The sequence below is a fragment of the Pseudoduganella sp. S-14 genome, from assembly GCF_049913285.1.
Classification (GTDB): Bacteria; Pseudomonadota; Gammaproteobacteria; order Burkholderiales; family Burkholderiaceae_D; genus Rugamonas.
The window spans coordinates 1256799-1270817 of sequence record NZ_CP183991.1; the positions used below are offsets into that span (position 1 = coordinate 1256799).

Annotated in this window: 8 protein-coding genes and 2 rRNA genes; 9 read left to right on the top strand and 1 reads right to left on the bottom strand. The window is 59.7% G+C overall.

Going from position 1 to position 14019, the window contains the following annotated elements; genetic code table 11:
* Nucleotides 1–2 precede the first annotated feature (2 nt).
* From ACN9MZ_RS05795 to ACN9MZ_RS05825, 7 genes are read left to right on the top strand one after another with little or no spacing between them, the layout of a single operon-like run.
* The gene (locus tag ACN9MZ_RS05795; RefSeq protein ID WP_426341289.1) at nucleotides 3–2039 is read left to right on the top strand and encodes a chemotaxis protein CheA; all 2037 of its coding nucleotides are present in this window, start codon (nucleotides 3–5) and stop codon (nucleotides 2037–2039) included.
* Between the two features lie 10 nt (nucleotides 2040–2049).
* On the top strand, nucleotides 2050–3669 hold the full coding sequence (locus ACN9MZ_RS05800) for a methyl-accepting chemotaxis protein (RefSeq protein WP_426341290.1): 1620 nt from the start codon (nucleotides 2050–2052) through the stop codon (nucleotides 3667–3669).
* Between the two features lie 9 nt (nucleotides 3670–3678).
* Nucleotides 3679–4149 (top strand): chemotaxis protein CheW, encoded by a 471-nt coding sequence (locus ACN9MZ_RS05805; protein ID WP_426341291.1) that lies wholly within the window; start codon nucleotides 3679–3681, stop codon nucleotides 4147–4149.
* Nucleotides 4146–4961 carry a CheR family methyltransferase gene (locus ACN9MZ_RS05810; RefSeq protein WP_426341292.1) on the top strand — a complete coding sequence of 272 codons (816 nt, stop codon included), beginning with the start codon at nucleotides 4146–4148 and terminating at the stop codon, nucleotides 4959–4961. Before ACN9MZ_RS05805 ends, ACN9MZ_RS05810 begins: the two co-directional genes overlap by 4 nt.
* Nucleotide 4962: 1 nt before the next feature.
* The gene (locus tag ACN9MZ_RS05815) at nucleotides 4963–5472 is read left to right on the top strand and encodes a chemotaxis protein CheD (protein WP_426341293.1); all 510 of its coding nucleotides are present in this window, start codon (nucleotides 4963–4965) and stop codon (nucleotides 5470–5472) included.
* Nucleotides 5469–6578, top strand: coding sequence for a protein-glutamate methylesterase/protein-glutamine glutaminase (locus ACN9MZ_RS05820; RefSeq protein WP_426341294.1), 1110 nt, complete (start codon nucleotides 5469–5471; stop codon nucleotides 6576–6578). The genes ACN9MZ_RS05815 and ACN9MZ_RS05820 overlap by 4 nt, the downstream gene beginning before the upstream one ends.
* Complete coding sequence (locus ACN9MZ_RS05825) at nucleotides 6565–7830, top strand: EAL domain-containing protein (protein WP_426341295.1); 1266 nt, start codon at nucleotides 6565–6567, stop codon at nucleotides 7828–7830. The genes ACN9MZ_RS05820 and ACN9MZ_RS05825 overlap by 14 nt, the downstream gene beginning before the upstream one ends.
* Here ACN9MZ_RS05825 and ACN9MZ_RS05830 read toward each other — a convergent pair.
* Entirely contained in the window at nucleotides 7793–9001 is a 1209-nt protein-coding gene (locus tag ACN9MZ_RS05830) for a hybrid sensor histidine kinase/response regulator (RefSeq protein ID WP_426341296.1), read from the bottom strand. The two genes, ACN9MZ_RS05825 and ACN9MZ_RS05830, sit on opposite strands and share 38 nt — an antisense overlap.
* A 373-nt stretch (nucleotides 9002–9374) precedes the next feature.
* Between ACN9MZ_RS05830 and ACN9MZ_RS05835 the strand changes: the two genes are divergently transcribed.
* Nucleotides 9375–10905, top strand: a 16S ribosomal RNA gene (locus tag ACN9MZ_RS05835).
* Nucleotides 10906–11130: 225 nt separating this feature from the next.
* Nucleotides 11131–14003: ribosomal RNA gene (locus ACN9MZ_RS05840) — 23S ribosomal RNA — on the top strand.
* The 16S and 23S rRNA genes sit together here, the layout of an rRNA operon.
* Nucleotides 14004–14019: the final 16 nt, after the last annotated feature.

Below are 14019 nucleotides of genomic sequence, written 5' to 3' on the forward strand. Positions count from 1 at the left end.
CCATGGACCTGGACGAAGGCTTGCAGGCGTTTGTCACCGAGGCGGGGGAAATGCTGGCCGAGATGGAGGCAGGCCTGCTGAAGCTGGGCGAACCGGCCGCGCGCGAGGAAGCCGTCAACGCCATCTTTCGCGTAGCCCACACCATCAAGGGCACGGCGGGCCTGTTTGGGCTGGACTACATCGTGCTGTTCACCCATGCGGTGGAAAGCGTGCTGGAAAAAGTGCGCAACGGTACGCTGCCGCTCGATGACGTCCTGGTGGCACTGCTGCTGGCATGCGCGGACCAGATAGGCGCGATGGTGCGCGATGTCGAGCGGGGCGGACAAGGGGCGCTGGGCGAGCGGTGCCGCCCGCAACTGGACGCGCTGCACGCCTACCTGGCCCCGGCGCCAGCACTGGAGCCGATGCCGATGGAGGCTGCCCGCGCCGCGGACGGCAGCGGCGAAAGCGGCTGCTGGCTGGTATCGCTGGAATTCGGGCGTGACGTCTTCCGGCAGGGCATGGACCCGGCTTCCTTCATCTCCTATCTCGGCCGCCTGGGAAGAATCGTGGCGCTGGCCACGGTCGACGCCGGCTTGCCTCCGCCAGCGCAGATGGATCCGCAAAGCTGTTACCTCGGTTTCGAGATCGTGCTGGAGACCGCGGCAAATGCCGAGGAAATCAGCAAGGTGTTCGAGTTCCTGCACGATGAATGTACTTTGCGGCTGCTGCCGCCTGGCAGCAGCGACGAGGATTTCCAGCGCCTGGCCAATATTTTGCCGCTGCATGGCGCTGCCATCGCGGCAGTGCTGCAAGCCAGCGCCCTCGGGACGGTGCTGCCGCCGCCGGCTGCCTCGCAGCTGGCGGAACATGGCATCGCGGGAGTGGTGGCCAAGCCGCACGAAAGCCGTACCATCCGCGTCGATGCCGAGCGCCTCGGCCACCTGATTACCTTGGTGGGTGAATTGATCATCGCCAGCGCACGCACCCAGATGATCGGCGGTCGTTTCAAGGACAGCGAGCTGCAGGACAGCACCTCCGCGCTGGCTACCCTGGTGGAGCAGGTGCGTGACAGCGCCCTGCAATTGCGCATGGTGAAGATCGGCGCCACGTTCAACCGCTTCCAGCGGGTGGTGCACGATGTGGCGCGGGAAATCGGCAAAGACATTCGGCTGGTCCTGAGCGGCGAGGATGTGGAGCTGGACAAGACGCTGGTGGAACGCATCGGCGACCCGCTGACCCACCTGGTCCGCAATGCCATCGACCACGGCATAGAGGCGCCCGAAGTGCGGCGCCTGCGTGGCAAGCCTTTGCAGGGAACCGTGTTCCTGAACGCCTTCCACGACTCGGGCAGCATCGTGATCGAAGTCGGAGACGATGGCGGCGGCCTGCAGCGCGAACGCATCATTGCCAGCGCCATCGAGCGCGGCCTGCTCCCGCCGGAACTGAAACCCAGCGACAGCGAGGTGTTCGCGCTGATATTCGAACCTGGCTTTTCGACCGCCAGCGCGGTGACCAGCCTGTCCGGGCGTGGCGTCGGCATGGATGTGGTCAAGCGCAATATCGAAGCGCTGCGCGGCAGCATCGCTATCGACAGCGAAACTGGCCGCGGCATCACGGTGCGCGTGCGCCTTCCGCTGACGCTGGCCATCATGGATTGCATGCTCGTCACCGTTGGCGGATCGCGCTTCGCCATCCCGCTCGGCACGATAGATGAATGCGTGGAGCATGAGCGTGACGGGCAGCGCGGTTTTGTCGACTTGCGCGGCGAAGTGCTGCCAACGGTCGCCCTGCGCCAGCTGTTCCGCCTGCAAGGCGTGGCGCCCAGCCGCGAAAGCGTGCTGGTGGTGCGGCATGCCGGCCAGCGCGCCGGACTGGTTGTGGATAGCCTGCAGGGGCAATGCCAGGCGGTGATCAAGCCGCTCAGTCCGGTGTTCAGCGGCATCTCCTGCCTTAGCGGGTCGACAGTGCTGGGCAGCGGCGACGTGGCATTGATCCTCGACATACCTGCCCTGCTCAAGCAACTGCAGGCAAGGCAAGCTGGAAACCTGGCGGCATAGGAGCACGACGATGCAGCGACAACTGACGGTTGGTACGCGCCTTGGCCTGCTGGTCGGAGTGCTCGTGTTGATGATGGCGGGCGTCGGCTACGCCGGCATGCGCGGCATGGAGTTCAGCAATGCGCGCATGAAAACAAGCTACGAAGACCGGACGGTGGCACTGATTTACCTTGGCAAGGTCAATGAATACGCGTTGCGCAGCCGGCACCGCATGGTAATGACTGCCGCCGCCACCAGCCTGGCCGAGGTGGAGGCCGCCCAGCAGGGTGACGCCTCGCACCAGGAGTTGATCCGCAAGAACTGGAACGCTTACATGGCTACCTCGCTGACACCGGAAGAACGGCAGCTGGCGGCGCAATACATGGTAGCGTGGAATGGCTGGCAGGATGTGCGCAGCGCCATCATCCAGAAGGCGCGCGCGGGCAAGCGTAAGGATGCGCTGGAAGATGCCCGGGGCGCCGACGTGCAGTTCCGGGCCGTGCTGGCCGCCATGGGTAAGCTGATCGACTTGCAGGAGCGCGTGGCGCGCGAGGAATACGAGTCGGCCATCGCGCAGACCTCGGCCGCCATGCGCACCAACGCCATGCTGCTGGGCGGCGGCCTGCTGGCGGGCGTCGTGCTGTCGGCGTGGATAATACAGGGCCTGTTGCGCCAGCTGGGCGGCGAGCCCGACTATGCCGCCCACATCGTGCAGGAAGTTGCGCAGGGCAACCTGGCAGTGCAAATCAAGTTGCGGAAAGGGGATGGCGGCAGCCTGCTCGCGTCCATGAAGCAGATGGTGGACAAGCTGTCCGGCGTCGCATCGGAGGTAAGCAACGGCGCGCTGGCGCTGGCAGCTGCTTCGGAGGAGGTCAGCGCCGCGGCGCAGTCGCTGTCGCAGGCGGCCAACCAGCAAGCGGCCAGCGTCGAAGAAACCAGCGCCTCGGTGGAGGAGATGAGCGCCTCCATTGGCCAGAACACGGACAATGCGCACCTTACCGACACTACTGCCTCCAGGGCGGCTGGCGAAGCGGGGGAAAGCGGCGAGGCGGTGCGCAGCACGGTGAGCGCCATGCGCGATATCGCAAAGCGCATCGTGATCATCGACGATATCGCCTACCAGACCAATTTGCTGGCGCTGAATGCTGCCATCGAAGCGGCGCGCGCCGGCGAACATGGGCGGGGCTTTGCCGTGGTCGCGGCGGAAGTACGCAAGCTGGCAGAGCGCAGCCAGGTGGCGGCGCAGGAAATTGGCGACCTGGCGTGCCGCAGCGTGCAGGTGGCGGAGCGGGCCGGCGTTTTGCTTGACGCCATGGTGCCGGCCATCCAGCAGACTTCACGCCTGGTCCAGGAAATCGCCGCCGCTTCGATCGAACAGGCCACCGGAGTGAGCCAGATTAACCTGGCGATGGGGCAATTGAACCGGGCGACGCAGGAGAATGCCGCCGGTGCGGAGCAACTGGCGTCCACTGCGGAAGAAATGAGCAGTCAGGCGGAGGAGTTGCAGCAGCTGGTGCGCTTCTTCCGCGTCGCGCATGAGGACGCGCCGCGCCGCAGTGCGGAGACGAAGCCGCCGGGTGGCCAGCGTATTTCGCAGCGACGCCTGGCGCGGGTGCCGCCGCTGGATGAAAGCAACTTCACGCGATTTTGAGGACTGGGCATGGAAGCAGAACACCAGTACCTGAGTTTCCGCCTGGGCGAGGAAACGTTTGGGCTGGGCATACTTGCCGTGCGCGAGATCATCGCGTACGGCGGCGTGACCGACGTGCCGATGATGCCGGCCTGCGTGCGAGGAGTGATCAACCTGCGCGGGGCCGTGGTGCCGGTGCTGGATCTGGCGGCGCGCTTGGGGCGCGCTCCGTGCACAACAGGACGGCGGAGCTGCATCGTCATTGTCGAATGCGGGCAGGCGCCGGAGCCGCAGGTGCTTGGCTTGCTGGTCGACGCAGTGAATGCAGTGCTGGACATCGATGCAGGGAAAATCGAGCCTCCGCCCAGCTTCGGCGCAGGGCTGCGCAATGACTTCATCGCCGGCATCGGCAAAGTCGATGGTAAATTCGTCATCCTGGTCAACCTGGAGGCAGTGCTGAACGTGCCGGAAATCGCCGCCATGGCGGGAGATGTGAATTGACGCAGACAGTTGCCCCCTTGACGGATCGCGAGTTCGTACAATTCCAGCGCTTCATCCATGAAGTGGCCGGGATCTCGCTGTCTGAGGCAAAAAAACCGCTGGTGTCCGGACGGCTCGCCAAGCGCCTGCAGCACCTGCAGTTCAATAGCTACGGCTCCTATTTCCAGTTGATCACCAGTGGGACAGCGCCGGAGGAAACCCAGATCGCGATTGACCTGCTGACCACTAATGAAACCTACTTCTTCCGAGAAGCCCGCCACTTTGAACATTTGCGCTCCTTGCTGAAGGAGCGCAAGCCGGGCGGGGCGCCGTTCCGGGTCTGGAGCGCAGCCTGCTCCACAGGGGAGGAGCCGTACTCGATCGCCATGATGCTGGCCGACCTGTTGCCGCCACAAGAGTGGGAGGTACTGGCCTCCGACGTCAGCGCGCGTGTGTTGGAGACGGCGCGCCGGGGCCACTATCCGATGACGCGCGCTGCCCACGTGCCGCCGGAATACCTGCGCCGCTTCTGCATGAGAGGCATCGACGTCGAAGAGGGCACGCTCCTGGTCTCACGCGTGCTGCGCGAATGCGTGGAATTCGCGCAGATCAACCTGAATGCGGCGCGCCTGCCGACGCTGGGCAAGTTCGAGGTGGTCTTCCTGCGCAATGTGCTGATCTACTTTGATGGCGAAACCAAGCGGCGGGTGGTGCAGCAAGTGCTTGATTTCCTGCGTCCGGGCGGCTACCTGTACATCGGCCACTCCGAGAGCTTGCACGATATGGGGCTGCCGGTTCGCGGCGTCGCTCCAGCAATCTATCGCAAGGAATGAGATGAAAACTGGCGCCGCCTTCGAGGTCTACCTGCTGCCCGGTGAGTACTTCGTTGGCGATGCGCGTTACCGCATCCGTACCGTGCTGGGTTCTTGCGTGTCGATCACGTTGTGGCACCGGCGCTTGCGCATCGGCGCCATGTCGCACTTCCTGTTGTCGGAGCGCGAAGCCGGGATGGACGGCGAGCCGGTGGCCGGGTTGAGCGGCCGCTATGGCAAGGAGGCGATGGAGTTGATGGTGGCCCAGCTCAAGGAACGCGGAGTGCCCGTGCGGGAATGCGAGGCGAAGGTGTTCGGAGGCGGCACCATGTTTCCTGCGATCGAAGCGGGCCGGCTGATGGGAATCGGGCACCGCAACGGTGTCGCGGCGGAACAGCTGCTGGCGCAGTACGGCATCCCCGTGGTGTCGGAAAGCCTGTTCGGCACTGGCCACCGGCATATCCTGTTCGACGTGGCTACCGGGGATGTCTGGGTGCGCCAGGGCGACCTGGGGGAAAAGGGCGGAGCATGAAGCGGATCAAGGTCATGGTGGTGGACGATTCGGCGGTGGTGCGGCAAGTGCTGAGCGGCCTGCTCGGACGCGAGCCGGACATGCAAGTCACGCATGCCGTGGCCGACCCGATCCTGGCCGGGGAGCGCATGCGCCTGCAGTGGCCGGATGTGGTGGTGCTGGATGTTGAAATGCCACGCATGGATGGCATCACCTTCCTGCGCAAGATCATGGCCGAACGCCCGACGCCCGTTGTGATCTGCTCCTCGCTGACGGAGAAGAGCACCCGCATCTCGATGGAGGCGCTGGCTGCCGGCGCCATTGCGGTAGTGGGCAAGCCCAGGCTCGACCTGCGCCAGTCGCTGCACGATGGCTGCGACGATCTGGTAGCCGCCGTGCGCAGCGCAGCCCAGGCCAGGCTGCAACCCCTGCCCGGCGGCCGGCCGCCCGCACCGCCCCTGGTGCCGCCGGCCAAGCTGAGTGCGGACGCCATCCTGCCGCCGATGGGCGAGCGCGGCTTGCCCGCGCGCGGAAATGGGCGCGTTGTGGCCCTCGGCACTTCGACCGGCGGCACGCAAGCGCTGGAACGGGTGTTGACCGAGCTGACGCCCGCTGCGCCAGGCATTGTCATCGTGCAGCACATGCCGGAACAGTTTACCGCCGCTTTCGCCGAGCGCCTGGATAGCCTGTGCCAGATCGAGGTCCGGGAAGCGCGCAACAACGAACCCGTGCGCCCGGGGCAAGCACTGATTGCCCCAGGTGGCCGGCATATGCTGTTGCGATGCGGACCATCCCAATACTTCGTCGAAGTGGTCGATGGACCATTGGTTAACCGTCACCGCCCCTCGGTCGATGTGTTATTCAGGTCTGTGGCAAAGTGTGCCGGCGCAAGTGCGCTTGGCATTATCATGACTGGCATGGGGGACGATGGCGCCGCCGGCCTGCTGGAAATGCGCCGGGCGGGTGCCCGCACGCTGGCGCAGGACGAACAGAGTTGCGTGGTGTACGGCATGCCGCGGGAGGCCGTGAAGCGCGGCGCCGCAGAGCGCAGCGTGGCTCTGGGTGCAATAAGCCGCGAAATCCTGCAATATGGAGGTGTCGAACGGAGGGCGAATGAAGGACTTTAGCGCAAGCACGGCCTTGATCGTTGAGGACAGTGCGGTGCAACGCGAGCACGTTGCGACGCTTCTGCGCCAGATTGGCTTCGGCACGGTATTGATCGCGAACGACGGGATCAATGCCTTGCGCACGCTCGAACAGCGTGCGGCCCCGGTGGACCTGGTGCTGACGGACCTGGATATGCCTGGCATGGACGGGGTGGAGTTGATCCAGCAACTGGCCAAGCGGCGTTGGGCTGCCAACCTGATCGCTGCATCGGCCAACCAGCCGCGCCTGATAGAAGCGGCAAGCAGCTTGCCTTCAGGTAGCGCGATGCGCCTGCTATCTGCCATGCCCAAGCCAGTGCGGCTGGAAGCGCTGCAAGGACTGCTGCACGACGCTTCGATGCTGGCGCTGGCTGAGCTGGAACAGGATATTGCGCCCGAAGTCCCCAACATCACCGAGATCGAAGCTGGCGTGGCCGCAGAAGAGTTCATTCCGCTCTATGCGCCTCGCGTCGCCCTTGATAGCGGTCGGATGGTCGGCATCGCGGTGCAGGGCATCTGGCGCCGCCCGGGGCGCTCTTCAATCGACGTCGCAAGCCTGCTTCCCGCGCTGGCCGGCGACAGTGAAACCATTGGCGCCATGTTGCTGGCACTGGCAACCCGGGCCGCGGCTGATTTGCACGGTTGGCAGGAAATGGGACTATCAGCGATCAAGCTGTCGCTTCCGCTGCCGGCCGAACTCCTGGAAGATCTGGGGGAGCTGGGTCGTTTGGTAAGCGGCATCCAGGCGCAGGACGTCAAGCCGGGCAGCGTTTGCTGGGACATCAGCGAAGCGGTGATCGCGGCCTGCGAGCCGGAATCACTGCACAATATTGGCCGCCTGAGTTTGCGTGGCTACGGTGTCGGGGCAGTGCACTGCGGGCGCTATGAGGCAAAAATGCGTGACTTTGCCTGCTTCCCACTGTCGGAGATGTCGATCGACCCCTTGTTCGTGCACGAGGCGGCGCAGCGCAGCCATCGCAGGCCGTTGTTCGAAGGCCTGCTGGCCATGGCCGGCAAGCTTGGCGTGCCGGCTTGCGCTGACGGCATCGAAAACGTCGAAGACTGGGCGCTCATGAGGGAGATGGGCTGCAGCACAGGGCAGGGACCGCTAATTGCCGCCCCGATGGAGGGGGGCGAATTCGTCGAATGGTACAAGGGCAGCCGCCAGCGACTGCGCGACTGCGCGGGCCATCGTCTCAGTGACGCGGCGCCTCCAGCGGCAGGGACAGGGTAAAGCAGGTACCGCAACCCTCCTCGCTGCGTACGGTAATCCGTCCGCCCAGGATGTCGGAGACGATACTGTGCACGATATGCAGGCCGAGGCCTGAACCGCCGACGCCCATTTTGGTGGTAAAGAAGGGATCGAAGATGCGTTCCTGGTTGCTGGCGCTGATGCCGTTGCCGTTATCGCGCACATGCAGTGCGATCCAGTCGGCCTTGTCATACTCAGCCACCAGTTCCACTTTGCCCTCGCTGCGGCCATCAAAGGCATGCATGATGGCGTTGTTGACCAGGTTGGCGATTACCTGGCCGAGCGGGCCGGGGTAGCTGTCCATCATCAGCTCGTCCGGGACGGACTGCACGACCTCGAACGGGGTGCGCCTGATCGACGGCAGCAAGGTCAATACATTCCCCGAAACGACTTCCGACAGCAGGAAGGTGCGACGCTGGGTGCTGGTCTGGTCCACCGCCACTTGCTTGAAGTTGGTGACCAGGTCGGCGGCACGTTGCAGGTTGCGCATCAGGATCTCGGTCGTGGTGCAGGCATTATCCAGATAGCCGACCAGTTCCGAGCGCCGCATGTTTTCGCCCTTGGTGAAGTGCTCGCGAATATCGCCTGTTTGTGCCTCGAAGGTGCTTGCCACCATCAGGCTGTTGCCGATCGGCGTATTCAGTTCATGTGCAATGCCGGCGACCAGGGAGCCGAGTGCCGCCAGCTTTTCATGGTGCACCAGGTCTTCCTGGGCCCGTGCCAGCGATTGGTAAGCCTGCTTCAACTCATTATTCGCGCGGCGCAGCGCAATATGGGTATTGATGCGGGCCAGGACTTCTTCAACCTGGAAAGGCTTGGTGATGTAATCGACGCCGCCAACTGCGAAACCGCTGACAATCTGTTTGGCGTCACTGAGGCCAGTCATGAAGATGACCGGCACATCGCGCGTATCGGCATCGGCCTTCAGGCGGCGGCATGCCTCGAAGCCATCCAGACCAGGCATCACAATATCCAGGAGGATCAGGTCAGGTTCGGCCAGCGCCGCCCGCATCATGCCTTCGCGCGCATCGTGCGCCAGCACGACCAGAAAACCATGGTGGCTCAGGTGGTCGAGCAGGGCGAGCAGCAGGGTGGGCGAATCGTCGACGACCAGGACTGTTGGCGGGCGTGGCTGAGCTTGTTTAAATGGCATTCCAAACCTTTTTCACGTGTGGCCCTTGTCAGAGTGAATCTGGCTTGCTATAGTTCTGTCCCTCGCAACGCAGCGCTGACAACTCAGCGAAGCGAAACGAGAAAAAGATGGGGTTGACGAGTTGCACGCTGTACCGCATAATCTCGCTTCTCTGCTGCTGACAAACACAACGCTTTGTCAACGATAAGGCAGCGATCTTTAAAAATCAACAGTCGATAAGTGTGGGCGTTTGACGATATGCCCAGGCCCTTCGGGCCTGATGCTCAAAATATACGTTATAACGCTCGCACAAAATTAAACGTAAATCTCTTAATGAGATTTCGTCAGTATTTTGAGTGAGTGACCTCGGTAGCAATACCGAAAAACAGAGATTGAACTGAAGAGTTTGATCCTGGCTCAGATTGAACGCTGGCGGCATGCTTTACACATGCAAGTCGAACGGCAGCGCGGGCTTCGGCCTGGCGGCGAGTGGCGAACGGGTGAGTAATATATCGGAACGTACCCAAGAGTGGGGGATAACGTAGCGAAAGTTACGCTAATACCGCATACGATCTAAGGATGAAAGCAGGGGATCGCAAGACCTTGTGCTCCTGGAGCGGCCGATATCTGATTAGCTAGTTGGTGAGGTAAAGGCTCACCAAGGCAACGATCAGTAGCTGGTCTGAGAGGACGACCAGCCACACTGGAACTGAGACACGGTCCAGACTCCTACGGGAGGCAGCAGTGGGGAATTTTGGACAATGGGGGCAACCCTGATCCAGCAATGCCGCGTGAGTGAAGAAGGCCTTCGGGTTGTAAAGCTCTTTTGTCAGGGAAGAAAAGGGTCTGGCTAATATCCAGATCTGCTGACGGTACCTGAAGAATAAGCACCGGCTAACTACGTGCCAGCAGCCGCGGTAATACGTAGGGTGCAAGCGTTAATCGGAATTACTGGGCGTAAAGCGTGCGCAGGCGGTTTCGTAAGTCTGTCGTGAAATCCCCGGGCTTAACCTGGGAATGGCGATGGAGACTGCGAGGCTAGAGTTTGGCAGAGGGGGGTAGAATTCCACGTGTAGCAGTGAAATGCGTAGAGATGTGGAGGAACACCGATGGCGAAGGCAGCCCCCTGGGTCAAAACTGACGCTCATGCACGAAAGCGTGGGGAGCAAACAGGATTAGATACCCTGGTAGTCCACGCCCTAAACGATGTCTACTAGTTGTTGGGTCTTAATTGACTTAGTAACGCAGCTAACGCGTGAAGTAGACCGCCTGGGGAGTACGGTCGCAAGATTAAAACTCAAAGGAATTGACGGGGACCCGCACAAGCGGTGGATGATGTGGATTAATTCGATGCAACGCGAAAAACCTTACCTACCCTTGACATGGCAGGAATCCTGGAGAGATCCGGGAGTGCTCGAAAGAGAACCTGCACACAGGTGCTGCATGGCTGTCGTCAGCTCGTGTCGTGAGATGTTGGGTTAAGTCCCGCAACGAGCGCAACCCTTGTCATTAGTTGCTACGCAAGAGCACTCTAATGAGACTGCCGGTGACAAACCGGAGGAAGGTGGGGATGACGTCAAGTCCTCATGGCCCTTATGGGTAGGGCTTCACACGTCATACAATGGTACATACAGAGGGCCGCCAACCCGCGAGGGGGAGCTAATCCCAGAAAGTGTATCGTAGTCCGGATTGTAGTCTGCAACTCGACTACATGAAGTTGGAATCGCTAGTAATCGCGGATCAGCATGTCGCGGTGAATACGTTCCCGGGTCTTGTACACACCGCCCGTCACACCATGGGAGCGGGTTTCACCAGAAGTGGGTAGCTTAACCGCAAGGAGGGCGCCTACCACGGTGGGATTCGTGACTGGGGTGAAGTCGTAACAAGGTAGCCGTATCGGAAGGTGCGGCTGGATCACCTCCTTTCTAGAGTCGGCATCAGACTCAAACGCTCACACTTATCGGCTGTTGGAACAAGATTTCAAACGTAAGCGACCACGCTTAGGTTTGAACTTTATGTTCATCGTTCTTTAACAATCTGGAAGAAGTAAAAGTTTTATTAAGCGATATCGCAAGATATCACTTAGGGTAGTAGTAAAACTCATCAAACACAGTAGTAAGTGCTTGAACTTGTAGCCGTCAAGGTTATAGGGACAAGTGAATAAGTGCACATGGTGGATGCCTTGGCGATTACAGGCGATGAAGGACGTAGAAGTCTGCGATAAGCTTCGGGGAGCTGACAAACAAGCATTGATCCGAAGATTTCCGAATGGGGAAACCCGGCCTTATAGGTCATCACTCACTGAATACATAGGTGTGTGAAGCGAACGCGGCGAACTGAAACATCTAAGTAGCTGCAGGAAAAGAAATCAACCGAGATTCCCAAAGTAGTGGCGAGCGAAATGGGAAGAGCCTGTATGTGATAGTCGTTCTGATAGTGGAATCCTCTGGAAATAGGAGCCATAGCGGGTGATAGCCCCGTACGCGAAATCAGAGCGGTGGTACTAAGCATACGACAAGTAGGGCGGGACACGAGAAATCCTGTCTGAACATGGGGGGACCATCCTCCAAGGCTAAATACTCGTAATCGACCGATAGTGAACCAGTACCGTGAGGGAAAGGCGAAAAGAACCCCGGGAGGGGAGTGAAATAGATCCTGAAACCGTGTGCATACAAACAGTCGGAGCCTCGTAAGGGGTGACGGCGTACCTTTTGTATAATGGGTCAGCGACTTACATTCAGTGGCGAGGTTAACCGAATAGGGGAGCCGTAGAGAAATCGAGTCCGAACAGGGCGCCAGTCGCTGGGTGTAGACCCGAAACCAAGTGATCTATCCATGGCCAGGTTGAAGGTGCGGTAACACGCACTGGAGGACCGAACCCACTAATGTTGAAAAATTAGGGGATGAGCTGTGGATAGGGGTGAAAGGCTAAACAAACTTGGAAATAGCTGGTTCTCTCCGAAAACTATTTAGGTAGTGCCTCAAGTATCACCGACGGGGGTAGAGCACTGTTATGGCTAGGGGGTCATCGCGACTTACCAAACCATTGCAAACTCCGAATACCGTTGAGTGCGAGCTTGGGAGACAGACATCGGGTGCTAACGTCCGGTGTCAAGAGGGAAACAACCCAGACCGCCAGCTAAGGTCCCAAAGATTGGCTAAGTGGAAAACGAAGTGGGAAGGCTAAAACAGTCAGGATGTTGGCTTAGAAGCAGCCATCATTTAAAGAAAGCGTAATAGCTCACTGATCGAGTCGTCCTGCGCGGAAGATGTAACGGGGCTAAGCCAGTCACCGAAGCTGCGGATATGCGTAAGCATATGGTAGGAGAGCGTTCTGTAAGCCTGCGAAGGTGTCTTGTGAAGGATGCTGGAGGTATCAGAAGTGCGAATGCTGACATGAGTAGCGATAATGCGGGTGAAAAGCCCGCACGCCGTAAGCCCAAGGTTTCCTGTTCAACGTTCATCGGAGCAGGGTGAGTCGGCCCCTAAGGCGAGGCAGAGATGCGTAGCTGATGGGAAGCAGGTTAATATTCCTGCACCGTCGTATGATGCGATGGGGGGACGGATCGCGGAAGGTTGTCTGCCTGTTGGAATAGGCAGTTGCTGGTTCATAGAAGGCGCTTAGGCAAATCCGGGCGCGTAATTCAAGGGACTGGGACGAGCGGGTTTATCCCGCGAAGCAATCGGAAGTGGTTCCAAGAAAAGCCTCTAAGCTTCAGTCATACGAGACCGTACCGCAAACCGACACAGGTGGGCGAGATGAGTATTCTAAGGCGCTTGAGAGAACTCGGGAGAAGGAACTCGGCAAATTGGTACCGTAACTTCGGGATAAGGTACGCCTCGGTAGCTTGACTGGTTTACTCCAGAAGGGCGAAAAGGTTGCAATAAACTGGTGGCTGCGACTGTTTAATAAAAACACAGCACTCTGCAAACACGAAAGTGGACGTATAGGGTGTGACGCCTGCCCGGTGCTGGAAGATTAAATGATGGGGTGCAAGCTCTTGATTGAAGTCCCAGTAAACGGCGGCCGTAACTATAACGGTCCTAAGGTAGCGAAATTCCTTGTCGGGTAAGTTCCGACCTGCACGAATGGCGTAACGATGGCCACACTGTCTCCTCCCGAGACTCAGCGAAGTTGAAGTGTTTGTGATGATGCAATCTACCCGCGGCTAGACGGAAAGACCCCATGAACCTTTACTGTAGCTTTGCATTGGACTTTGAACCAATCTGTGTAGGATAGGTGGGAGGCTTTGAAGTAGGGACGCCAGTTCCTATGGAGCCATCCTTGAAATACCACCCTGGTTTGTTTGAGGTTCTAACCTTGGTCCGTAATCCGGATCGGGGACAGTGCATGGTAGGCAGTTTGACTGGGGCGGTCTCCTCCCAAACGGTAACGGAGGAGTTCGAAGGTACGCTAGGTACGGTCGGACATCGTGCTAATAGTGCAATGGCATAAGCGTGCTTAACTGCGAGACCGACAAGTCGAGCAGGTACGAAAGTAGGACATAGTGATCCGGTGGTTCTGTATGGAAGGGCCATCGCTCAACGGATAAAAGGTACTCTGGGGATAACAGGCTGATTCCTCCCAAGAGTTCATATCGACGGGGGAGTTTGGCACCTCGATGTCGGCTCATCACATCCTGGGGCTGTAGCCGGTCCCAAGGGTATGGCTGTTCGCCATTTAAAGTGGTACGTGAGCTGGGTTTAAAACGTCGTGAGACAGTTTGGTCCCTATCTGCCGTGGGCGTTGGAAATTTGAAGGGGGCTGCTCCTAGTACGAGAGGACCGGAGTGGACGAACCTCTGGTGTACCGGTTGTCACGCCAGTGGCATTGCCGGGTAGCTAAGTTCGGAAGAGATAACCGCTGAAAGCATCTAAGCGGGAAACTTGCCTTAAGATGAGATTTCCCGGAGCCTTGAGCTCCTTGAAGGGTCGTTCGAGACCAGGACGTTGATAGGTCAGGTGTGGAAGTGCAGTAATGCATTAAGCTAACTGATACTAATTGCCCGTATGGCTTGTCCCTATAACCTTGACGGTTA

Bases quoted from the DNA above. Each gene is read 5' to 3' on its own strand.
- ACN9MZ_RS05795 (WP_426341289.1), top strand. From the start codon at position 3: ATGGACCTGGACGAAGGCTTGCAGGCGTTTGTCACCGAGGCGGGGGAA.
- ACN9MZ_RS05800 (WP_426341290.1), top strand. From the start codon at position 2,050: ATGCAGCGACAACTGACGGTTGGTACGCGCCTTGGCCTGCTGGTCGGA.
- ACN9MZ_RS05805 (WP_426341291.1), top strand. From the start codon at position 3,679: ATGGAAGCAGAACACCAGTACCTGAGTTTCCGCCTGGGCGAGGAAACG.
- ACN9MZ_RS05815 (WP_426341293.1), top strand. From the start codon at position 4,963: ATGAAAACTGGCGCCGCCTTCGAGGTCTACCTGCTGCCCGGTGAGTAC.
- ACN9MZ_RS05820 (WP_426341294.1), top strand. From the start codon at position 5,469: ATGAAGCGGATCAAGGTCATGGTGGTGGACGATTCGGCGGTGGTGCGG.
- ACN9MZ_RS05825 (WP_426341295.1), top strand. From the start codon at position 6,565: ATGAAGGACTTTAGCGCAAGCACGGCCTTGATCGTTGAGGACAGTGCG.
- ACN9MZ_RS05830 (WP_426341296.1), bottom strand. From the start codon at position 9,001: ATGCCATTTAAACAAGCTCAGCCACGCCCGCCAACAGTCCTGGTCGTC.